The following is a 23,289-nucleotide window of genomic DNA, read 5'->3' as shown; positions in this document are numbered from 1 at the left end:
CCGTCGGGCCCCTGGGCGTCATCCGGTCCGCCCCGGTGTCGCGCTCAGTCGTTCTGCCCAGAGAAGGCCCACAACCTGCAGGGCGACGGCGAGAACCGCACAGGCCCCACCGACAGTGCTGTGCAGGAGCACCGCCACCGGGTCGACGCCGATGCCGTACCCGAGTCCGATCCCTCCGACCGGCAACGCCGCCAGTAACCAGGCCGTGGCTCGGGCGCCGGCCGCCTGTGCCGCTGCGGCGGCCAGACCTCGGTCGGTCGCCCGAGCATCCGCCTCGATCCGCTCGACGAGTTCCGCGAGCGGAGCGCCGGTGCGGTCCGCCAGTCGTACCGCTGCTGAGGTCAGCTGACGCAGCCGGTCCGGCCCGTCGGCGGCGACGACGTCGAGTGCGTGTGGGATCGGCAGACCGGCCCGGAGGTCCGCAGCGAGGCCGCAGAGTTGGTCCAGCCCGCGTCGTCGGATCTGTTCGATGCTGCGGCGCGTTCGCCAACGCAGCACGGCACGCACTGCCAACGTGCCGTAGCTGGCCAGCGCGACCGCGGCCACCGGGCCACCGACCACGGCGCCGACGCCACCGCCGAGGATGCCGGCCAACGGCAACACACGTGCCGTCGACCGCATGGTCCGCGGCCTCGCGACGACGCTCGTCCCGCCGTTCGTCGTGTCGGCCGTTCGCTGGTCACCGGGTTCGAGATCGCCGCTCGTCCTGGCCTCGGGCGAGCTGAACGGGGCGCTCCGGGAGCCTGCTGCCACGTCTTGCCGCTCGACGGACGGAGCTGGGCGCTCGACGTCGACCACGTCTAGGGCGTCGGTCGCGACAGCTGCCACCGTCGTGCCGCCCCCACCCTTTGCGCCTGAGGTCGTGTCCTCCGGTCGGGCGGTGCCGGCTGGCCGCCGAGGGTCCCGGCGGGTCGGCGGGCGCGTCGGGCCCGCCGGACCCGTCGACCACACGGACCCGCCCGCTCCGGCCGGCCCGCCCAACCCCCCGGGCCAGCTCGGTCTCCCGGTGGCGTCCCGGGCCGGCCAGCCGAGGACCGTCGATTTCGCGCCGGCCTGTGGCTGGTAGGCGATGCCGACCGGACGGCCCACGGTCGGCGACTCGGTGAGTCCTTCGACAGACCCGTCCGGAGTACGGCCGAGTTCCCGGATCCACTCCACCAGTGCCTCGTCCGGGTCGGCCCCGGTCTTCCCGCGTCCCGTCTCAAACACGCGACGTCGACGAGCCCGGATGCTCTGCACCGGCCACGCCACCAGCGCGGCGGCGACCAGAAGCAGCGCCGCCACCGCCAGCGCCCCGCCGGTCATACCGGACCTGCCGATCCGGGCCACGGCTCGCTGAGGATCGGCGGCACCGCCACCCCGCGCTCCCGCAGCAGCGCCCCGAGCGCGCGGGCGGCCAACCCGAGGCCGCTGCCGCGCACCCAGGCGGGCACCACTGTCACCAGGCGCTCGGGCCCCTCCGGCAGCAGCAGGCAGACCGACTCCAGGACGCGTCCCCGGTCGCCTCGTCGCACCTGGAACAGGACCTGCAGGGCGGCGGCGACCTGGGCGTGCAGCGCGGCGCGGGGCAGGCCGCCCAGCATGCCCAGGGCCTCCAGCCGGGCTGGCACGTCGGACGGGGTGTTGGCGTGCAGCGTGCCGGCGCCCCCGTCGTGGCCGGTGTTGAGGGCACCCAACAGGTCGACCACCTCACCACCCCGGCACTCCCCGACCACCAGGCGGTCCGGCCGCATCCGCAGGGCCTGCCGGACCAGGTCGCCAAGGCCGACGACGCCGGAGCCCTCCACATTGGCGGTACGAGCCTGCAGCCCCACCACGTGCGGATGACCTGGCCGCAGCTCGGCGGCGTCCTCCACCAGCACGATGCGCTCGGTGGCCGGCACCATGCCCAGCAGCGTGTTGAGCAATGTCGTCTTGCCTGACCCCGTCCCACCGGTCACCAGGTAGGCCAGTCGGGCCGAGACGACGGCGGCGAGCAGCGGTGCGACCGGTCGCGGCACCGTCCCCTGACGTACCAGCTCGTCGAGGGTGAACGGCCGATGACGGAAGGTCCGCAGGGACAGGTACGGACCCTCCGTCGCCACCGGCGGCAGCACGGCGTGCAGCCGAGTGCCGTCGGGAAGCCGGGCATCCGCGTACGGAGATCCGTCGTCCAGCCTCCGGCCGGAGCTGGCGATCAGCCGCTGCGCCAGCCGGCGTACGTCCTCGACCGAGCCCACCGGCACCGCGACCTGCTGCAGCCCTGAACCACGGTCGACCCACACCCGAGTCCCGTTGACCAGGACGTCGGTCACCTCCGGGTCGGCGAGCAGCGGAGCCAGCGGCCCGGCGCCCACGAGCTCGTCGCGCACCCGGTCGGCGATCCGCAGCACGGCGGTGTCGCCGAGCACGGCGGCGTTGGGCTCGGCCCGGACCGCGGACACGATCGCCGCCGGCGTTACCGGAGTGGTGGCGGCGGCGATGCGCTGCCGTACGCGGCCGGCGAGGGTGCCGTCCTCCGGCCTGCCGCTCATGCCGCACCCGCCGACGGCACGCCGGTGAGGTCGGCGACGATCCGTTGGCAGAGTGCGGCAAGAGGTCCTTTGCCCGCGGCGGCGGGTGCCTCACCTCGCTCCAGCCCTCGGCAGAGCCCCGGCTCGGGACGCAGCGTGCCCGCCAGTGGGAGGCCGAGAGCCCGTGCGACCTCGGCCGCGCGTAGCCGACCGGGGGCCGGCCCGCGCACCACCACCGACAGCGCCGCGCAGTGCGGGGCGGCAGCAGCCACGACCCGCGCCGCCGCAGCGGTGGCGCGCAGCTCGGCCGGGACGACGACGAACGCCTGGTCGGTCGACTGCAACGCCACCACTGCCGCGTCGTCCAACTGTCGGGGCAGGTCGACCACCACGAAGTCACGACCGCGCCGGGCGGCGTCCACGGTGGCCGCCATCGCCGCAGCCGGCAGCGCCAGCATCTCGCCGCGATCCCAGGAGAGCACCACCAGGTCACCTCGACTGGGCAGTGCCTGCACCAGCGCCGGGGCGTCCACCCGTCCGTCCGCACCGGTGAGCGACGGCCACCGCAGCCCTTCCAACTGTTCCCAGCCCAGCACGAGGTCGAGGCCACCGCCGAGGGGATCGGCGTCGACCAGCAGAGTGCGTAACCGGGCCCGCGCGGCGGTCACGGCCAGGCCACCGGCCAGGACGCTCGCCCCGGCGCCGCCCCGACCGCCGAAGACCGCGACGATCCGGGCCCCACCACCGTCCGGGCGATCCGGCCCCTGCTCGGCGAACCGGTCCACCAGCCACGATTCCGCGGCGGGCAGCATGGCGACGTACTCGGCCCCGACCAGCTCGGCGATCTGCCAGCCGGGGTCGAGCTGACCGGACCGACCGACCAGCACCAGCCGGGGTCGCTGCGGCAGGCGGGCACGCAGACATGCCTGCGCCTGATCGATGCCGAGTATCACCAGCGGCGCGGGAACCCATCGGGTACGCGCGGCCGCGAGGTCGCGGGCGAGTTCCACCTCGGTCCCGCCTGCGGCGGCGAGCCGGAGCACATCATCGAGCAGATCGTCGTCACCGGTGACGACCAGCGGGAGCCGGCGGATCGGCGGGACGGAGGTACGGGATGGCATCGCGGCCTCCAGCGGTCGGGCTCTGGTATGCCGCCGACCCTGCTCCGAATCCGCCCCGCATTCGGTCCCACTGCGGTCGCCTGTGGACAACCTCGTGGGCTGTGGAAAACGCCCGCTGAGACATTTGATCTGCTACGTGCCTGGGTATTTCCGCAGCTCGTGCTCCTACGGAAATGACAGCGGGCCCGCTCCAGGAGGGAACGGCCCCACAAGTCGACGGTCAGCCGGCTTGGCGGACCAGCCGGTACAGGTCGTGGCGGACGGTCGACCAGTCATCGCCAACCGCGTGCCGGACGGCACTCACCGCGTCGAGCGCTGCCAGCCCACTGCCCGTCGCCGCGTACAGGGCGTGGACCGCCGAGGAAGCGCTGCGCACGTCGGCGTCCTGCACCGTGAGACGGTGGATCACCCTCAAACGGGCTTCCTCGTCCAGGCTCGCGCCCCGCTCGACGGCGTCCACCACCTGCCGCAACAGGTCGTCGTCGCTGAACCTGAACCGCCTGGTGACCGCCCGTACGGCAAGCGCCAGCGCAGCCCGCCGTACCCCCTCCGGCGCGGCCCGCAGCCGCGCGTCGAGGTCGGGCTCGTCGTGCCCAAAGTTCGCGGGCAGCCTCGGGTCCGGCGGCCGGCAGGTTGGTTCGGCGGTACGACAGGCCGAGGCGCTCGACGCGCAGCGACCTTAGGCTGACGCCCATGTCGTGGAGCATGCGGTGATCGACCTGGACGAGCGCGATCACCAACCGGCAGAGTCGAATCCCACTGCCCAAGACCGCCCCGTGACCAGACAGAAGGTGGTTCTGGGATTCGTCGCCGTCTTCGTCGTCGGCGCTCTGATCGGCGGCTTCGCTGTCCAACGGCGAGCGTCGCACGAGCAGCGGGAGCGGAACTTGGTGGTCGCACTCGTGGCCTTCCCTCAATCGGCCAGTCTGGGAAGCCCGACCTTCCAGACAGTCGCCCTGGACGGAGGCAGCGACGCCCCCCAGGTCAAGATGACCGGGCATTTGGTGGTGATCAACGCCGGTCCCGCGCCGATCACGGTTAGACAGGTTGCCGCGGAAAGGCCGGGCATGGCGTTAGCCAGCGCTGGACAACCTCGGCTGTCACCCCTTGGCGGCACCGGTGAGCTCGTGGTCGAGCTGTTGTTCGAATGCTCGGTCGCGTTTTTTCAGGAGCCGCTGCCCATGGCCTTCGAGGTCGAGACCGAGGACAAACACGTTCGAGAGGTCAGCTACCCGGTCACCCTCGCGGGAAGCGACTGGCAGCGCGTCGCCCCGGCCAATTGCGGGAGCGCATAGACACGGCGGGCCCATACAAGCAGACCACCGCTGCTATGCCGACCACCGGTTCCCGGAACGGCCGACCGAACGCCGGGCTAGGCGCGATGCTGGAACCGAACGGCAGTCAATCGGCTGACACTTGCGGAGGTGGCGACGCATGCCCGACGATCCCCGATACCAGCAGGCCCTCGACACTGCGGAGCGCCTCCTCGGCCAACCGTTGACCCTGCCGCTGGCCGACGGAGAACCCGCGGTCGGTCAGGACTTCCGGCGGCTGGCGACCGAGCACACCTTCGGCGACTCGTGGCCGCGACCGGGCCTGGATCTGCGGAGCCGCTGCCTGATCTCGGTGGCCGTCGCGGCAGCGCTGGGCACCCACGAGCCGCTGCGGGGGCAGTTGCGCATCGCGCTGACGTCCGGCGTGACCAAGGAGGAGATCGTCGAGCTCTTCATCCACCTGGAGGCGTACGCCGGGGCGGCCCGGGCGTTCGACAGCTACCAGGTGGCCGCGGCGGTCTTCGGCGAGCACCGCTGACGAGGCTCCCACCATCCTCTCACTGTCTGCCGCCAACCCGGGCCTGTGACCTGCGGCGGTGTAGCGCTCCCAGAAAGGGACGACCCCCGTCGGGGGGAGACGGGGGTCGTCGAAGGTTCGGCTCCGGGGGGGTCGAGCCGAACCACTCAGCGGTCACGGGGGGTGCAACCGCCGAGCGTCTGCCTGTTTTCGGGTATGTGAAAGCTCGTCGTACGGACAAGTTTGCCTGAGCGCGCCCGTCACGTCGAGTGGTGCTTGCTCCACTCACCGCGAAAATCTCCTCGCAGAGTGTGAGCGCGATCACGCGAAGCGGAGAAGGTGCTGCCTGCCCGCAGGTGTGAGGGGTGGCCTGACCCCGGGCACCCGCCGACGATAGACCATCCGGCTAGACTTTCGCGCCGTGGGCCGAAGTGCCGCTTTCTTCGATCTGGACAAGACCGTCATCGCCAAGTCGAGCGCCCTGGCGTTCGGTCGGCCGTTCTACCGGGACGGGCTGATCACCCGGCGGGACGTGGTCAAGTCGGCGTACGCGCAGCTGATGTTCCGGCTGGGCGGCACCGACGAGCAGACCATGGCCCGAACACGGGACTACCTGGCTGCGCTCTGCAAGGGCTGGCAGGTGGAGCAGGTCCGCCAGATCGTCGCGGAGACACTCCACGAGCTGATCAACCCTTACGTGTACGCCGAGGCCGCCGTCCTGATCGCGGAGCACCAGGCGGCGGGGCGGGACGTGGTGCTGGTGTCGGCGTCGGGCGAGGAGATGGTCCGGCCGATCGGCGAGTTGCTCGGGGTCACCGACGTGATCGCCACCCGCATGACGGTCCGCGACGGCCGGTACAGCGGTGAGGTCGAGTTCTACGCGGCCGGTCCGAGCAAGGTCGAGGCGGTCAGCGAGCTGGCGGCGGCCCGGGACTACGACCTGGCCGACTCGTACGCCTACTCCGACTCGTACAGCGACCGTCCTCTGCTGGAGTGCGTCGGCCACCCGAGTGTGGTCAACCCGGACCGGCAGTTGCGCAAGCTGGCCTCGGAGAACGCGTGGCCGGTGCTGGAGTTCCGGCACCCGATCCCCCTGGGTCGCCGCCTGCGGGAGCGACCCGCGGTGCCGGTGGCAGCGGCGGCGCTCGGCGTCGGCGTGGGCGTGGCCATCGGCATCGCCTGGTACGGCCGGCATCGTCGCACCCGCGCGGCCACGACCACCGCCTGAGCAGGCCCGATCGGGTACGCGCGACCATCACCAGCGCCTGACGAGACCTGCCCGGCAGCACACCACCAGCGCTCGACCAGGCCATCCGGGCGCGCACCAGCACCGCCCGACCGGGCCCGCTCGGCCACCGTCACCGCTCGACTGGGACAGACGAACGGTTCGCGCGGCTGCCAACCTCTTCCGGCAGCACTTCGAGCAACGTCGAGTGTCATCTATCCGACCCAGCGCCTCACCCCTGCCTGAACACCGTCTTGAGCGTTCGCTCAAATAGTCGTACCCTCCGTTTGAGCGAACGCTCAAAGACGGGGGAGATCGCATGACTGATGACACCGAGCCGACACAACGCGCGGTCCATGCACGCTGGATCCTGGCCGGGCTGATCACGCTCCTCGGGGCGATCCTCTTCGTCGGGGTGGTCAACCAGGGCCGCGCGGACAGCGCGATGCTCTTCGTGGCGCTTCCGGTGCTGCTGGCCGCCGGCCTCACGCTCGTGCCGCACCGGACAGCCCACGGCCAGGTCTTCGCAGCCACGACGATCGCACTCCTGCTGGCGGCGGTGGCACTGCACGAGGGCGCGATCTGCGTCCTCCTGGCCGCTCCGCTGGTCTACGCGGTGGCACACGGCACCACCGCGCTGATCCGCGTCCTGCGCGACGCCAACCGCCCGTACGTCATGGTGGCCGTGCCTCTGCTGCTCCTGCCGGGCCTGGAGGGCAGCGGCATCGCTCCCCGCGTCGCTCCGGAGCAAACGGTCGAGGTGACCCGGGTCGTCGGGCTTCCGGCGGATCGGGTGGCCGAGCGTCTCGCCACCGGCCCCCGCCCGACCGACGTCCGGTCGGTGCCGCTGCGGCTCCTGGGCGTGCCGACACCCGGGCAGGTCACCGGCGACGGGCTCGACGTCGGCGACAGGTGGATGTTCGGCTACCACGGCAGCGCGCACGGCCCGGGCGGCCACCTGCTCGCCGAGGTGGCGAGCGCCGCCCCCGGGCGGGTCGGCTTCCGCTTCGTCGAGGACACCTCCATCACCGCGCGCTGGTTCACCTGGCGGCACGCGGAGCTGAGCTGGCGGGCTGTCGATTCCGAGCACACCGAGGTCCGGATCCGGGTCGACTACACGCGGGGCCTGGACCCGTCCTGGTACTTCGGTCCGGTGCAGCAGGTGCTGCTCGGCGCCGGGGTCGGGCACCTTCTCGACATGCTGGCGTTGGAGTGACTGTCGCCCGCTGGCTGAGTCTGGCACTGCCGCTGGCCGCCGTGCTGGCCGTCGGCGCTCAGGAGCGGGACCGGTCCGTCCGAGCCGCGGGGCTGCTGGCGTTCCTGACCGCCGGGATCGGCATCGCCGCGCTGCACGAGGTCGCCCGCCTGGCCGGCTGGTACGCCTTCGCTCCCGTCGACGGCGCGTACCGGGGGATGCCGGTGGACCTGTGGATCGGTTGGGCGGCCCTCTGGGGCCCGCTGCCGGTGCTGCTGCGCCGGGTGCTGCCGCTGCCGATCGCGCTGGGCCTGCTGCTCTGGGTCGACGCGGTGGCGATGCCGGCGCTGCACCCACTGGTCGACCTCGGACCGCACTGGCTCGTCGGGGAGGTGGTGGGCCTGCTCGTGGTGGCGCTGCCCGCCCAACTGCTCGGGCGGTTCAGCGCCGACCGCCGGCACCTGGGCGCTCGCACGTCACTCCAGGTGGGAGTCTTCGCCGTACTGCTGCTCTGGTTCGTCCCCAGCCTGGCCTTCGAGGTCGGCGGCGGGTCGTGGGCCGGGCTGACCGAGCTGGACCGCACCGGGTTGCTCCTCGTCGCACAACTGGCCCTGCTGGTGGCCGCGCCCGCGCTGGCCGCCGTCGCTGAGTTCGCCGTGCGGGGTGACGGCACACCGTACCCGTGGGACCCGCCGCGCCGCCTGGTCACCACCGGCCCGTACGCGTACCTGGCGAACCCGATGCAGCTCGCCGCCGTGGCGCTGCTGCTGTTCACCGCAGCGGTCACCCGGAGCGCCACAGTGGCTCTGGCGGCGGTGTCGGCGGCGGCGTTCGGCGCGGCGGTGGCCGGGCCACACGAGCACCACTACCTGCGGACGCGGTACGGCGACTCCTGGCGGTCCTACCGACGGCAGGTACGCGACTGGTGGCCCCGCTGGCGGCCGTACCCCTCCGAGCCGTCCGCGGTGCTCTGGCTGGACGACGACTGCGGGCCCTGCGCGGCCCTCTGGCGGATGGTGGCCCGGCGGCACCCGGTCGGGTTACGGATCCGGCCCGCGCGGGAGCACGAGCACGTGCTGTGGCGGGCGGAGTACGTGGGCGGCGACGGTCACACGGAACGGGGGGTGGCCGCCGTCGCCCGCGGACTCGAACATGTCCACCTCGGTTGGGCGTTCGTCGGTTGGACACTACGACTTCCCGTGGCCACCTGGCTGGCCCAGCTGGTGACCGATGCGATGATCGCACCGCCGCATCCGGCCCGCCCGAGAGGAGAGCCATGTCCGACACCAAGCAGCGTCTCCTCGACGGCGCCATCGCCGCCATCCGCGAGCACGGCATCGCCGGTGTCTCCGCCCGGACCATCGGCGCCGCGGCCGGAGTGAACCAGGCGCTGGTCTTCTACCACTTCGGCACTGTGGACGACCTGCTCACGGCGGCCTGCCGGGCCAGCACGGCGGAACGGGTCGAGCGATGGTCGGAGCGGTTGGCCTCGGCCCGGTCGCTGCGCGAACTGCTCGCGGTCGGGCGGGAGCTGCACGAGGAGGAACGTCAGCTCGGCAACGTCACCTTCCTGGCCCAGATGTTGGCGGGGGCACAGGCGGACCAACGCCTGGCCGCCCCCACCGCCGGTGCGCTCCAGCTATGGGTGGACGAGATCGAGATGGTCCTGCGGAGGCTGCTCGCCGGCTCTCCGTTCGCCGAGGTCGCCGACGTGCCCGGCCTGGCCCGCGCGGTCTCCGCCGCGTTCATCGGGCTGGAACTCTACGACGGGGTGGACCCGGCGGGCGCCGACCAGGCGCTGGTGGCGCTCGACCAGCTCGCGCTCCTCATGGAGATCGTCGACGATCTCGGGCCGATCGCCCGCCGGGCGCTGCAAGCGAAGGTCAGCCGGGCGACGCGGCGGGACTGATCGCCGCTCAGGCGGCGGCGAGGACCTCGTCGCCGATGGCGGCGAGCTGGTCGGCACCCACCTCGACGGCCGCCATGTAGTGGCGTAGCCAGGAGCGCAACCCGTCCGGGGTGCCGGTGGCGAACGCCCCCGCCGAGCCGACGTACTCGGGCTCCCGCTCGCGATGCCCGACGTCGACGGCGAGCAGGCCACGCGGGTCGAGGCCACTGGCGAGCAGAACCAGCCGGGCCGCGCCCCGGGCCACCACACCGGACGGTCCGGCGAACGGGCGCAGGTTCAACAACTCCCCGTGTACGACGGCAGCGAGCACCAGTGGGGAGACCTTCGTGCCGCCGGCGACCAGCCCGGCCAGCCCGTCCAGCCGGGTGGCAACCACGGGGTCTGCCACCGGGCGGCCCAGTTCGGCTTCCGGCACCAGATCCCGGGCGGCGAGGACGTGCAGCTTCGCGAGTGCCTGCCGGGGTGCCCTGGGCCAGAGTTCGCTCAGCCCGGGTAGTGCTCCGGCGACCCGCAGCGCCCCCTGGAGCAGCGGGTCGGTGACGGTGCCGGCGCGGACCGCCTCCCGTTCGTGCACGGCCCCTTCGAGGGCGGCGCTGGCCACCGCGGAGCGGAGGCTGACCTCGGCCGCGACCTGGCCACCGTGTCGGCGCAGCGCGCGGTGTCCGAGCGCCTGGTCGAACCGCGCGCGGGCCTGCTCGACGGCAGCGGCGATGTCGGCGAGGGCGAGCAGCGGTGCGAGCGGGTCGGTGGTCACCCCGTCACGCTAGCGACCCGCCCCGGCCCGGCGAGCCACACCCGGCCGCAACGCGAGCCGCGCCACCCGCGCCGGCCAGTCTGCGCGGCCCTCGGCCCTCCCAGACCGTCCCCGGAGCCGGCCCACCGGCCCACCGGCCCACCGGCCCACCGGCCCACCGGCCCACCGGCCCACCGGCCCACCGGCCCACCGGCCCACCGACCCACCGGCCCACCGGAGCATGATCAACACAACATCGCCGATAGTGCGGTGTCCCAGCGCCGCGATACCCCCACATCGGCGAACTCGCGTCGATCATGGCCAGGCCACCGCGGGCGGGGCGGGACCGCACGAGGCAGACGGCGGGCGGCGTGGGACCGCTCGGGCCAGCCCTGCGAGCGGGGTGGGGACCGCACGAGGCAGGCGGCGGGCGGCGTGGGACCGCACGAGGCAGACGGCGGGCGGGGTGGGACCGCACGGGCCAGCCCTGCGAGCGGCGTGGATCGCCCGGGGCGGGCTGCGGGTGGGACGCGTCCCGCCGCCGGGCGCGTGGCGAGGGCCGCTCGGCGCGACGAGGCGGGCAGCCCTCGCTGGCCGGGGGCCCGCCGACTACCCTCGTGGCCAGCGAGACCCAGGTCACCCGAGCGACGAGGAGTCACGGCATGAGCGAGGCATTGGCCAATCTGCTGAACGAGACGCGCCAGTTCCCCCCGCCGGCCGAACTCGCCGCGCACGCCAACGTCACCATCGACGCGTACGCCGAGGCGGAGGCCGACCGGCTCGCCTTCTGGGCGAAGCAGGCCGATCGTCTGGCCTGGTCGAAGAAGTGGGACGAGGTCCTCGACTGGTCGAACCCGCCGTTCGCGAAGTGGTTCGTGGGTGGCCAGCTCAACGTGGCGTACAACTGTCTCGACCGGCACGTCGAGGCCGGGCTCGGCGACAAGGTCGCCATCCACTGGGAGGGTGAGCCGGGCGACACGCGCACCATCACGTACGCCGACCTGCACGAGTTGACCTGCCGGGCGGCGAACGCGCTCACCGACCTGGGGGTCACCGCCGGCGACCGGGTGGCCATCTACCTGCCGATGATCCCGGAGGCGGCGGTGGCCATGCTGGCGTGCGCCCGGGTCGGCGCCGCGCACAGCGTGGTCTTCGGTGGCTTCTCGGCCGACTCGCTGAGCAACCGCATCCAGGACGCCAGCGCCAAGGTGGTCATCACCGCTGATGGTGGTTACCGGCGGGGCAAGCCGTCGGCGCTGAAGCCGACGGTGGACGAGGCGGTCGCGAACTGCCCGTCGGTGGAGCACGTGCTGGTCGTCCGCCGCACCGGCGAGGACGTGGCGTGGTCGGACAAGGACCACTGGTGGCACGAGACGGTGGAGACCGCGTCGGCCGACCACACCGCGCAGCCGTTCGACTCCGAGCACCCGCTGTTCATCCTCTACACGAGCGGCACCACGGCCCGGCCGAAGGGCATCCTGCACACCACCGGTGGCTACCTCACGCAGGCGTCGTACACGACGCACGCGGTGTTCGACCTGAAGCCGGAGACGGACGTCTACTGGTGCACCGCCGACATCGGCTGGGTCACCGGGCACTCCTACATCGTCTACGGTCCGCTCTCGAACGGCGCGACCCAGGTGATGTACGAGGGCACCCCGGACACCCCGCACAAGGGTCGGTTCTGGGAGATCGTCGACAAGTACAAGGTGAGCATCCTGTACACCGCTCCCACCCTGATCCGGACGATGATGAAGTGGGGCGAGGACATCCCGGCCGGCTTCGACCTGTCGTCGCTGCGCCTGCTGGGCAGCGTCGGTGAGCCGATCAACCCGGAGGCGTGGATCTGGTACAGGCAGCACGTCGGTCGGGGTGAGCTGCCGGTCGTGGACACCTGGTGGCAGACCGAGACGGGCGCCATCATGATCTCCCCGTTGCCGGGGGTGACCGCGGCGAAGCCGGGGTCGGCGATGACCCCGCTGCCGGGCATCGTGGCCGACGTGGTGGACGACCAGGGCCAGTCGGTGCCGAACGGTGGTGGCGGTTACCTGGTGCTGCGTGAGCCGTGGCCATCGATGCTGCGCACCATCTGGGGTGACGACGACCGGTTCATCGAGACGTACTGGTCGCGGTTCGGTGCAGGCGCCGGAGGCGTCGGGTCTGGGCGGGAGGCCGGGGCCGAAGGCCACCGCGGGTGGGTGTACTTCGCCGGGGACGGGGCGAAGAAGGACGACGACGGGCACATCTGGCTGCTCGGCCGGGTGGACGACGTGATGCTGGTGTCGGGGCACAACATCTCGACGACCGAGGTCGAGTCGGCGTTGGTGTCCCACCCGTCGGTGGCCGAGGCGGCGGTCGTCGGTGCGACCGACCCGACGACCGGTCAGGCAATCGTCGCGTTCGCCATTCCGCGTGGCAGCACGGACATCAGCGGCGACGCGGGTGAGCAGCTCATCGCCGACCTGCGCAATCACGTGTCGAAGACACTCGGGCCGATCGCCAAGCCGCGCCAGATCATGCTGGTGCCGGAGCTGCCGAAGACCCGCTCCGGCAAGATCATGCGCCGGTTGCTGCGGGACGTGGCGGAGAACCGGTCGCTGGGCGACGTGACGACGTTGCAGGACTCCTCGGTGATGGACCTGATCTCCTCCGGGATGAGCGGCGCGAAGTCCGACGAGGACTGACGAGTAGACGTACCCCTGCGGTGGGTGGCGGTCCGGACGGACCGTCACCCACCGTTGTCTTTTGTGGAGGTACGACGAGCAGCGCTGCCACCGAACGGGTAACGCATCGATCACGATCCTGTCGTACGGCTTGTTCGTCATTTAGTTTCACGCTCGTCGGCCGGTCCCGACGCGCCCCGGCGCACGGGTCCCGCCGACGTCCTCTGCCCGAGAAACGGAGTGGCATGAACAGAAACTCCCGTCCGGGGTCGCGCCGACGACTACTCGTCGCGTTGCCCGTCATCGCCCTCGCGGCCACGTCACTGACCGTGACTGGCAGCGCGGCCGCGCAGTCGTCGTCCCCCACCCCCAGGGCGGTGATCGGGGCCGACGAGCACTACATCAACTACGCCGAGCCCGAGGTGCAGCCGGACACCAACGGTCGTGAGGTCAAGGGCAAGGGCGGCGTCTACACCCCTGCCGCCGAGTCGGCGCGCGCGTTCGACCGGAAGCACGCCCGGGGCAACCCGGTGGCGGCCCGGCAGTTGGCCAAGGCCGAGGCCCAGTCACTCAAGACGGGCCAGAACCCCCGCAAGTTCAAGAAGGCTCCGACCACGCAGACGGCGAAGCTGCTGACGCTGCTTGTCGAGTTCAACGACAAGGCCAACGACGACTTCACCGGCGTGATGGTGCCGAAGACGGTGTTCGAGGACCGGACCTGCGTCCCCGGCACCGTCCAGAACGGCCCGAAGCACAACAAAATCCCGGACCCGGCGCGGCTGCCGCACGAGGACAACAACTCGATGTGGGTGCCGGACTTCTCGCCGCAGCACTACAACAAGATGCTGTACAGCAAGAAGGGCATCACCGAGCGGGTCCGCACCGACCTGAAGGGCCCGGACGGCAAGAAGGGCATCGACCTGTCCGGTCGCACGATGCACAACATGTACCTGGAGATGTCCAAGAACGCGTACACGGTGGACGGGCAGGCCAGCCCGTGGATCACCGTGCCGCACTCGGAGGGCTGGTACGCAGCCAACCGCTGCTTCCAGGACGAGACCGGTGCCTGGGTGCCCGGCCGTGAGCAGTCGATGAACGGTCACCCGGACAACCCGGCCGGCGCGGGCCGCCTGGCGACCGACGCGATCGACGCGCTCGTCGCGAAGGACCCGAACTTCCCGTGGGCCGACTACGACATCGAGGACCAGGCCGACCGCGACGGTGACGGCAACCTCTTCGAGCCGGACGGCGTGATCGACCACCTCGTGCTGGTGCACGCCGGTCAGGGCAAGTCGCGCGGCGGCGGCGACCAGGGCGTGTACGCCGTCTGGGCGCACTCCTCCACGGTTGCCGGCGGTTACACCATCCCGGGCACCAACATCAAGGCGTCGAACTACATCGTGCAGCCGGAGGACGCCGGCGTCGGTGTCTTCGCCCACGAGTTCGGTCACGACCTGGGCCTGCCGGACCTCTACGACACGTCCGGCAACGCCGACTCCGATGTGGACTTCTGGGACCTGATGGCCTCGGGCTCGCACTCGGGTGAGATCTTCCAGGCGCTGCCGACGCACATGGGCATCTGGGACAAGTGGGTGCTCGGTTGGGCCGACCCGCTGACCATCCGTCCCGGCTCGAACCCCCGCGAGGTCAAGCTGGGCCAGACGTCGCGTACCCCGATCGACTCCGAGGACGGCATCAAGGTCGACCTGCCGGACAAGGTGACGACGCTGGCCACGCCGCACAGCGGCACGAAGATGTGGCACAGCAACAACGACCAGGAGTGGGCGGACGTCAAGCTGAGCCGCTCGGTCGACGTGCCGGCGGCGGCCGACTCGAAGTTCTGGATGTGGAACAACTACATCATCGAGGAGGACTGGGACTACGGCTTCGTCGAGCTCTCGACGGACGGCGGTACGACCTGGACCGAGCAGAAGGTGTACGACGAGTCCGGCACCGTGGTCACCACCCCGGACGGCTACGCCGACCCGAACGGCCGGATGAACGACTTCGGCGGCAAGAAGTACGGCCTGACCGGCAGCACCGACGGCTGGCGGCACGACTACGTCGACCTGTCGGCGTACGCCGGGACGACGGTCCAGGTGCGGCTGCGTCTGGCCACCGACGAGGCGTTCGAGGAGCGCAACTGGTTCGTCGACGACTTCTCGGTCACCGGCGGCGGCGCGACCACCTGGAGTGACGACGTCGAGGGCGGCGACAACGGCTGGACGGCCACCGGCGGCACGTTCGTCGACACCACGGGCGCGGGCTGGAAGGTCTCCACCGGCACCGAGGTGCACGCGCAGTACTACCTGGCGGAGTGGCGCAACTTCGACGGCTTCGACAAGGGCCTCCAGTACGCCTACGACACGATCTACTCGCACGAGGCGTGGAAGGTCGACCGGATCTCCTACAACGCCCCGGGCATGCTGGTCTGGTACCGGGACACCGCGCTCGGCGACGTCAACCACGTCACCGGGCAGATGACCGCCCTGCCCAGCTACGGCGCGAAGGGCGGGTTGCTCATCGTCGACTCGCACTTCGACCCGCTGCGCCGCACCGGCGAGGCGGCCGTGAAGGACCCGTCGGTGACGGACAACCTGCCGAGCCGTCCGCAGTCGTCGAACGCGGCGTTCTCGCTGAACCGGACGTACCCCTTCACGGAGTGCCTGGAGGCGGCGGACGAGCCGTACAGCGCGTACTGCACGAAGTTCAAGGGTTTGCCGCCGGTGAAGTCGTTCACCGACGCCAAGGGCTGGTACCCGGGCATCGAGATGCGCGACGGTGCCGCGTACGCCCGGGACAACGACGCGTCGGTGGTCCTGCCGTCGCGTGACAACGCGCCGTACACCACCCGGGTCACCAACCCGGACGGTAGCCCGGCGCCGGAGTTCTACGGCGTCACCCTGGGCGGCGGGGCGATCGTGCTGGGCACCGGTAACCCGGGCGACCAGGGCGTGAACTACGGCGTCTCGCTGACGATCAAGAAGGCGGCGAGCGACAACTCATCCGCCCAGATCTTCGTCACCCCGGCGAAGAAGTAACGGTTTTCCGGTTCGACAACTGACAGTGGGGCCGGTGACGGAGACGTCACCGGCCCCACTGTCGTACATCGATCATATTGATCGAAATGGGTCGCTGTATACGGGACTGGACCCATCATCGCTGGTCAGCGTGGCTGATGAAGCCCTGGTGTGTGACGGTGAAAAGCATTCCCAACAAAATCTTGCAACAAATCGACGCGTCCGTCTTCCCACCCGTCCCGGCAGTGTCTATGTTCACCATTGGTCCCACTAGTGGGATCGATCTCCCACCGGCCCGTACCCCCGTTGGGCCGGTTCCCTCACACCGGAGGTACCACGTGCGCAAAGTCGCAGTGGGTCTGCTCGGGCTTTCACTGACGGCGACAGGCCTGGCGTTCGGCCCGTCCGCCTCGGCGGCCCCGCAGCCCAAACTGCCGGCAGCAGCACCGGCCGCTGCCGAACCACAGGCGCTGAAGGATGAGCTCCCCGACAAGCTCGAGGACAAGCGCCGCGAGCTGCGTGAGCAGGGCCTCGCCGACGTGCTGAGCGGGCGCAGCAAGCCGATCGAGCGCAACGGCAGCACTGTCGTCAAGGTCGGCCAGGTCGGCAAGGCGGGCACCAACGCCCGCGCCCGGACCGCCGGCGGCGGTCAGGAGACCAGGGACCAGTACGTCGAGCTCAAGCGTGAGCGGACCGACAAGATCTTCGTGATCCTGGCCGAGTTCGGTGACGAGCGGCACCCGTCCTACCCGGACAAGGACATGAACCCGGACATCGCCGGACCGGCGACGTTCGACGGTCCGTTGCACAACAAGATCCCCGAGCCCAACCGGGCCGTGGACAACTCCACCATCTGGCAGCCGGACTTCAGCCCGGAGCACTTCCGCCAGCTGTACTTCGGCACCAACCCGGGCGACGAGTCGCTCAAGCAGTACTACGAGGCGCAGTCCTCGGGTCGCTACACCGTCGAGGGTGAGGTGACCGACTGGGTCAAGGTCCGGTACAACGAGGCCCGTTACGGTCGTTCCGACGACCCGAAGGCCGACGACGACCCGACCGGCGACCCCGCCGTCTGCGGCGACAACGTCTGCTCGAACACCTGGAACCTGATCCGCGACGCCGCCAACCAGTGGGTCGCCGACCAGAAGGCCAAGGGCCGGACGGACGCGGAGATCGCCGCGGAGATGAAGTCCTTCGACCAGTGGGACCGTTTCGACTACGACGGTGACGGCGACTTCAACGAGTCGGACGGCTACATCGACCACTTCCAGATCGTCCACTCCGGCGGCGACCAGGCCGACGGTGACCCGCAGCAGGGTGAGGACGCGATCTGGAGCCACCGTTGGTCGGCGTTCAACAGCTCGCCCGTGGGCCCGCCGAACTTCCCGATCGGCGGCACCCAGATCGGCAACACCGGCGTCTGGATCCGCGACTACACGATCCAGCCGGAAAACGGCGGTCGTAGCGTCTTCTACCACGAGTACGGCCACGACCTGGGCCTGCCGGACGACTACGGCCCCGCCGACAACAGCAACGAGCACTGGACCCTGATGGCCCAGAGCCGGCTCGGTGCGAAGAACGACGCCGGCATCGGCGACCGGGGCGGCGACCTCGGCGCCTGGAACAAGTTCCAGCTCGGCTGGCTCGACTACGAGGTGGTCGTGGCGGGGCAGAAGCAGACGCTGAAGCTCGGCCCGCAGGAGTACAACTCGAAGGAAGCACAGGCCGTGGTGGTCGTGCTGCCGCAGCGGGAGTACACCTTCAACTACGGTCCGCCGTTCGAGGGTGCCAAGCAGTACTTCTCCGGTAACGAGGACAACCTCGACAGCAAGATGACGAGGACGTTCGACCTCACCGGCAAGTCCTCGGCGGCGCTGTCGCTCAAGGGCAAGTACAGCATCGAAGCCGGTTACGACTACCTCTACTTCGAGGCGTCCACCGACGGCGGTCAGTCCTGGACCGACCTGGACGGCACTGTCAACGGCAACCCGATCGGCGTGGACGGTGCCGGTCGCCCGGCCCTCGCCGGCAGCAGCAACGGCGCGTGGGCGGACATCAACATCCCGCTGACCTCGGTCGCCGGCAAGACGGCGCAGGTTCGCCTGCACTACGTCACCGACGGCGGTGTGTCCGAGGGCGGCTTCTTCGGTGACGCGATCACCGTGACCGCCGACGGTCAGACCGTGCTCAGCGACGGTGCCGAGACCGACGCCGGTTGGGCCCTGGAGAAGTTCGAGGTGGTCGGGGCGACCTACACCCGGCTGTTCGACAACTTCTACATTGCCGGAAACCGGTCGTACGTCTCGTACGACAAGTACCTGAAGACCGGCCCGTACTTCTTCGGCTACGCGAACACCCGCCCGGACTGGGTGGACCACTACGCGTACCAGGAGGGCCTGCTCATCTCGTACTGGAACACCCGGTTCTCCGACAACAACACCGCCCCGGCGTCGCCGACCAACCCGGGTGGTCACCCGGGTGAGGGTCGCAACCTGTACATCGACGCGCACCCGCGCCCGATCTACAACCTGACCGGTGCCCCGTGGCGCGCCCGCGTCCAGATGTACGACGCGCCGTTCAGCCTGAACAAGGCCGACTCGTTCACCCTGCACCTCAACAGCCAGCCGCAGTACATCCGTGGCCAGGCTGCCGAGCCGCTGTTCGACGACACCAAGAAGTACTTCTACGAGGAGCTGCCGAACCACGGCGTCAAGCTCCCCGCCACCGGTGTCAAGATCAAGGTTCTGGAGCAGGACGGCACCTCGATGAAGATCCGGATCAGCTGACCACTGATCCACCAGCACCAAGCGACGCCCGGGCAGGCCACCTGCCCGGGCGTCGCCCGTTGTGCGGGTCGGGACCCTGGCACCGCTCCGGGTCAAACCCGGGCTTTCCCCTGTTCAACGCGACCACCAGGGTCGTCGGCGGCAGTCGGGCCCTAGGCTGTCTGCCATGACCGACCAGCGCGGCGGAGCCGTCGACGAGTCCTGTGTCCTCACCGAAGGGCCGTGGACGCACCGCTTCGTCGGCGCCAACGGCACCCGGTTCCACGTGGTCGAGGCCGGCACCGGGCCGATGGTGCTCTTCCTGCACGGCTTCCCGGAGCACTGGTGGGCATGGCACCAGATGTTGCCGGCCGTCGCCGACGCCGGGTTCCGGGCGGTCGCCGTCGACCTGCGCGGTTACGGTGCCAGCGACAAACCCCCACGGGGGTACGACGGCTACACCCTGGCCGCCGACATCGCCGGGCTGATCCGTGCGCTCGGAGAACGGTCGGCGACGATCGTCGGCAGTGGCCTCGGCGGCATGGTGGCCTGGACGGTGGCCTCGTTCCACCCGTCGCTGGTGCGTCGGCTCGTGGTGCTGGGTGCGCCGCACCCGCTGCGACTGCGCGCCGCCATCTTCGCCGACCCGCGTGGGCAGTTCGCCGCGTCCACACCGGCGCTGAAGTTCCAGCTACCCCGCTACGAACACGTGCTGACCCGGGACGGCGCGGCAGGTGTCGCGGAGATCCTGCGCCGCTGGGGAGGGCCGCGCTGGGTGGCGGGGCCGGAGTTCGCGGCGTACACCGAGCGGTGCCGGGAGGCGATGCGCATCCCGCAGGCCGCGTTCTGCGCCCTGGAGGGCTACCGGTGGGCGTTCCGTTCGCTGTTGCGGCTGCACGGCTACCGGTTCGTCCGCCTGATGCAGAAGCCGTTGTCCACCCCGACCCTGCAACTGCACGGCGCGCTGGACGTCGCCTCGCTGCCTCGTACCGCCCTGGGCTCCGGACGCTACGTCGTCGCGCCCTACGAGTGGCGGCTGCTCGACGGGGTGGGGCACTTCCCGCACCTGGAGACGCCCGATCTGGTGCTCGGCGAGATCCTGCGGTGGGCCAAGAGCTGACCGCTCAGACCCGCTGCTCCCGCAGGTCGGTGACCTCGGCGGCCGGCGCCCACCCCTGGTAGACGCCGAAGTCGAAGACCTCCAGCCGCATCGCCTCCGCCACCGGCCAGCGACCACCCGTGTATTCCACCCGCAGCCAGGCGTCGTGCTCGCCGAGCACGATGAACGGCTGCCCCTGCCAGGTGCAGGTGGTCCGCACGTACGCCAGGTCCTCGATCTCACTCGCCGGCAGCACCCGGACGTACCGGCCGGCGCGGACCTCGTCGAAGCCCTCGCCCGGCTCCGGCTGGTAGAGGCGGATGTTGTCGCCGTCCGGGCTGGCCTGGTATTCCCGGCCCTGCCAACGGGCCACGTAACCGTCGCGCTTCACGCCTCACCGACCCGTCGCCAGACCACCGTGTCGGTGTCGAGTTCCGCCACCACCCGTTCGGTGCCGTCCGCGCCGATCCGCCACAGCTGCGCACCGTGCGGAAGGCGTGCGCTGTCCACCTTGAACTCCGCCACCACGTCACTGCTCTCGCCCGGGGCGAACCCGTTGCCGCGGAACGGTGGACGCTCGATGACCCAACCCTCCATGGCTCGCATCGCCGGCTCGTTCTGACCGCCGTACGGAATGCGGTAGAGGCTCGGCCGGTGCGCCGGCCAGCGCAGCACGTAGATCTCCTCGGCGTCGCGGGAGAACGGCGAACCGGGGTAGCTGAGGCCGAGCGCGTCGTGCACCTGCGCCGGCGTGGTCAGGTGGGCCAGCTCACCGGCCCGGTGCACGAAACCGGAGACCCGGTCGTACCCCCGGTCGAGGTAGTAGGCGAGCTGCGAGGGTGCGATCGCCTTCTGCATGACGGTCGGTCGGGTCGGGTCGACGGCCGCCGGGGCGTACCGGGGGCGGGCGGTGGGCTCCGCCTCGACCGGGGCTTCCTCCGGGTCGACCTCCAGGTCGTCACCGAGCCCCACCTCGGCGGCCCAGTTGGCCAACGCCACGATCTGCTCCCCGGGCAGCTTGGCACCGACAGGTGTGCCCGGGTTGACGGCGAACGACCAGTCCTCGTCCGGCCAACGCCGGATCAGTTGGGCGAACTTCACCCGGACCGTGTCGACGTCACCCTCGAAGTGGTCGGCGAGGCGCTCCGGGGACGTGTAGACCACCACGTACGTCTCGCCGTCGAGTTGCGCCGTACGCCAGACGAAGCCCGTGTCCCCGGGGCGGCTCCCGCGCAGCGACTCCGGCGCTGCCGGCAGCAGGACCCGGGCCAGCAGCAGTGTGGACAGGAATGTGTCGGTGCTGCCGGAGCCGGCGGCGCCGAGAAGGTCCTCCTCGACCGTGTTGGCCGGCTCGAAGTCGGCCGCCGCCGGGTCGTCGGCGGGCGGGCGCTGCCTGTCGCCGTCCGCGGCGCGGCTCTCGTCGCCGACGGGCAGATCGGTGCCCGGCACGCCGTCCGCCTGGATGCCGAGGTCGGACGGACCGCCACCGAGCGGGTTGTCGACGCTGTCGGGTGCGGTCTCCGTCGGAACGGTGTCTCCCGCAACGGACGGGCTCGGCACCGGCTGGGTCGGGATGAACGACGGTTGGGCCGGGCCGAACGACGACGGGCCGAACATGCTCGGCCCGGAGGACGTCGACCCGAACGGCGGCGGGGCGGTGTCGGCAGGGTTGCGGGGCCATCGGGCGGCGTCGGCCGGGCCGCTGGTCTCGGCCGGGGCGGTGAGATCACGGGACTCGATGATGGTGCCCTCGATGACGATGGGCGTGAAGCCGCGGCGCGGCGCAGGCGGGCCGGACACCGGCTCCGCAGCCGACGTCGACAGCTCCTCCACCGGCGGGTACGGGCTCGGCCGGTCGCGGGGGATCGCCTGGGTCTCCTCCGCCGCAGGGCTGGGCCGCTCCGGCCTCCGGGCCAGCGGCGGCTCGCCGGTCATCCGGAAGGCGCGGGTGGGCTCCTCCGCCAGCAGGTCAGGCCGGCGTGGAGGCAGAGGCTGGGTGACCTCCTCAGCGGGCGCCGGTGCGCGCACCCCTCGGGGTGCGCCGAGGTCGGCCACCGGCTGCCGGAATGGCCGGGTCGCGTCCGGATCGCCCATCGGGAAGGCCCGGGTGGCGGTCTCGTCGGCCGGCGCGTCGGCCGGGCGGCGGCGTGGGAAGGGTTGACTGCCACGCCCGAAGCGCGTCGGCGGGGCGGCCCGGTCACCTGGACGGCCTCCGCTCGTGCTCGGGTCGGGTCCGCGATCCCGGGTGGTGCTGGGTTCGAAGAAGGAGCGACGGGCAGCCTGCGGCCCACCGTTGCCGTTGCCGCCGAGCGGACCGTCGTCGCCTGGGCGATCCGCCGCGGGCCAGCCCGCGCCGGGCCTCGGCTGGTCGGCACCGGGGTGGTCGGCAGGCGTCAACGGTGCGAACCGGGACGGCCGACCGGGCCGGGGCAGGGCGCTCGGTCGGGGCGGCTCGGTCGGTGGGCGCTGACCGGCGGGCAGATCCTCCGCACCGGATCGACGCGACGGCTCGGCAGGGGTGGGCGTGCGGGACGCCGGACCCGGCGCCGATGGGGCACCCACCCGGGGTTGCGCATCCCACGCGGGCCCGCGAGGAGGAACCGGGGCAGGCGGGACCGGGGCAAGCGGAACGGGGGGAGGCGGGACCGGGGCAGGGGGAACGGGGACAGGCGGAACCGGCGGCGGAGTCGAAGCGAACGCTGTCGCGTCCGAGCCGAACGACGACGTACCAGTCGCCGACTGTCGACCAGCGGCCGGCGTCGCGTCCCGACCGGAAGACCCGGTCCGGGTGCGGGCGAGGGTCTCCGCCCGTTCGAGACGGGCGCGGGCACCCATGGCACGGCCGGGCAGGCGAACGTCTCCCCGAGAGAGTTGAGCGAGGAACCAGGCCGGCAGGTAGCCCTCGACCGGCAGGCCAGGGTTGACGGCGAGCCACCACTCCTGATTGGGCCAGCCGACCGCGAGGTCCGCGAAGGGGACCCGTCGGTTGCTGCCCGGATGCTCACCGAGGCACGCCCGCAGTGCTGCGGCGGAGGTGAAGGCCAGGACGTGCGTCCGACCACCGGTGGTCCAGGTGCCCCAGCCGGTGGGCGGCTGGCCGGGCTGCGTCGGGGCGGAGACCGGCAACAGCAGGTCGGTGCGGGACAGAAGCCGGAAGTAGAGCTCCTGGTCGTTGGCGTGCAGCGCGTCGCGCATCGCCACCTCGGCCTCCGTGGCCGGCTCCCATTCGGTCACGGCCACCTCCCCTTCCGAGAACAGGCCACAGGTATCGCGTAC

17 protein-coding genes are annotated in these 23,289 nt (G+C 71.3%); 10 read left to right on the top strand and 7 right to left on the bottom strand.

Annotation, left to right across the window (positions count from 1 at the left end; genetic code table 11):
* Positions 1–18: 18 nt before the first annotated feature.
* From O7631_RS07115 to O7631_RS07100, 4 genes are all read right to left on the bottom strand, one after another.
* Positions 19–1,305: a hypothetical protein gene (locus tag O7631_RS07115; protein WP_278143536.1), complete on the bottom strand. Its 1,287-nt coding sequence runs from the start codon at positions 1,303–1,305 to the stop codon at positions 19–21.
* The gene (locus O7631_RS07110; protein WP_278143535.1) at positions 1,302–2,513 is read right to left on the bottom strand and encodes a TadA family conjugal transfer-associated ATPase; all 1,212 of its coding nucleotides are present in this window, start codon (positions 2,511–2,513) and stop codon (positions 1,302–1,304) included. The genes O7631_RS07115 and O7631_RS07110 overlap by 4 nt, the downstream gene beginning before the upstream one ends.
* Positions 2,510–3,613, bottom strand: coding sequence for a septum site-determining protein Ssd (ssd, locus tag O7631_RS07105; protein WP_278143534.1), 1,104 nt, complete (start codon positions 3,611–3,613; stop codon positions 2,510–2,512). Before ssd ends, O7631_RS07110 begins: the two co-directional genes overlap by 4 nt.
* A gap of 220 nt (positions 3,614–3,833) precedes the next feature.
* Positions 3,834–4,085 carry a hypothetical protein gene (locus tag O7631_RS07100; RefSeq protein ID WP_278143533.1) on the bottom strand — a complete coding sequence of 84 codons (252 nt, stop codon included), beginning with the start codon at positions 4,083–4,085 and terminating at the stop codon, positions 3,834–3,836.
* Positions 4,086–4,323: 238 nt separating this feature from the next.
* Between O7631_RS07100 and O7631_RS07095 the strand changes: the two genes are divergently transcribed.
* From O7631_RS07095 to O7631_RS07070, 6 genes are all read left to right on the top strand, one after another.
* Entirely contained in the window at positions 4,324–4,908 is a 585-nt protein-coding gene (locus tag O7631_RS07095) for a hypothetical protein (RefSeq protein ID WP_278143532.1), read from the top strand.
* Positions 4,909–5,047: 139 nt separating this feature from the next.
* Entirely contained in the window at positions 5,048–5,425 is a 378-nt protein-coding gene (locus tag O7631_RS07090) for a carboxymuconolactone decarboxylase family protein (protein WP_088986731.1), read from the top strand.
* A gap of 400 nt (positions 5,426–5,825) precedes the next feature.
* Complete coding sequence (locus O7631_RS07085) at positions 5,826–6,632, top strand: HAD-IB family hydrolase (protein WP_269681479.1); 807 nt, start codon at positions 5,826–5,828, stop codon at positions 6,630–6,632.
* 316 nt (positions 6,633–6,948) lie between these two features.
* Entirely contained in the window at positions 6,949–7,845 is an 897-nt protein-coding gene (locus O7631_RS07080; RefSeq protein WP_278143531.1) for a hypothetical protein, read from the top strand.
* Positions 7,842–9,206 carry a methyltransferase gene (locus tag O7631_RS07075; protein ID WP_278143530.1) on the top strand — a complete coding sequence of 455 codons (1,365 nt, stop codon included), beginning with the start codon at positions 7,842–7,844 and terminating at the stop codon, positions 9,204–9,206. Before O7631_RS07080 ends, O7631_RS07075 begins: the two co-directional genes overlap by 4 nt.
* Positions 9,101–9,733 carry a TetR/AcrR family transcriptional regulator gene (locus O7631_RS07070; RefSeq protein WP_278143529.1) on the top strand — a complete coding sequence of 211 codons (633 nt, stop codon included), beginning with the start codon at positions 9,101–9,103 and terminating at the stop codon, positions 9,731–9,733. Before O7631_RS07075 ends, O7631_RS07070 begins: the two co-directional genes overlap by 106 nt.
* A gap of 7 nt (positions 9,734–9,740) precedes the next feature.
* On the opposite strand, the gene O7631_RS07065 is transcribed toward O7631_RS07070, so the two are convergent.
* Entirely contained in the window at positions 9,741–10,487 is a 747-nt protein-coding gene (locus tag O7631_RS07065) for an oxidoreductase (RefSeq protein ID WP_278143528.1), read from the bottom strand.
* A gap of 641 nt (positions 10,488–11,128) precedes the next feature.
* Between O7631_RS07065 and acs the strand changes: the two genes are divergently transcribed.
* From acs to O7631_RS07045, 4 genes are all read left to right on the top strand, one after another.
* A complete protein-coding gene (gene acs / locus O7631_RS07060; RefSeq protein WP_278143527.1) occupies positions 11,129–13,150 on the top strand; it encodes an acetate--CoA ligase in 2,022 nt (673 codons plus the stop codon).
* A 224-nt stretch (positions 13,151–13,374) separates the two neighbouring features.
* Positions 13,375–16,170, top strand: a complete 2,796-nt coding sequence (locus tag O7631_RS07055) for an immune inhibitor A domain-containing protein (RefSeq protein WP_278143526.1) — start codon at positions 13,375–13,377, stop codon at positions 16,168–16,170.
* 332 nt (positions 16,171–16,502) lie between these two features.
* Positions 16,503–18,935 (top strand): immune inhibitor A domain-containing protein, encoded by a 2,433-nt coding sequence (locus O7631_RS07050; RefSeq protein ID WP_278147865.1) that lies wholly within the window; start codon positions 16,503–16,505, stop codon positions 18,933–18,935.
* 166 nt (positions 18,936–19,101) lie between these two features.
* Complete coding sequence (locus O7631_RS07045) at positions 19,102–20,034, top strand: alpha/beta hydrolase (protein ID WP_269681486.1); 933 nt, start codon at positions 19,102–19,104, stop codon at positions 20,032–20,034.
* 4 nt (positions 20,035–20,038) lie between these two features.
* On the opposite strand, the gene O7631_RS07040 is transcribed toward O7631_RS07045, so the two are convergent.
* Positions 20,039–20,404 carry a hypothetical protein gene (locus O7631_RS07040; protein ID WP_145785941.1) on the bottom strand — a complete coding sequence of 122 codons (366 nt, stop codon included), beginning with the start codon at positions 20,402–20,404 and terminating at the stop codon, positions 20,039–20,041.
* Complete coding sequence (locus O7631_RS07035; protein WP_278143525.1) at positions 20,401–23,247, bottom strand: SseB family protein; 2,847 nt, start codon at positions 23,245–23,247, stop codon at positions 20,401–20,403. The genes O7631_RS07040 and O7631_RS07035 overlap by 4 nt, the downstream gene beginning before the upstream one ends.
* Between the last annotated feature and the right edge of the window lie 42 nt (positions 23,248–23,289).

This window comes from Micromonospora sp. WMMD967, assembly GCF_029626165.1.
GTDB lineage: Bacteria > Actinomycetota > Actinomycetes > Mycobacteriales > Micromonosporaceae > Micromonospora > Micromonospora taraxaci.
The sequence above is the reverse complement of the archived record's forward strand: the minus strand, read 5'-3'. Positions and strand labels throughout refer to the sequence as shown.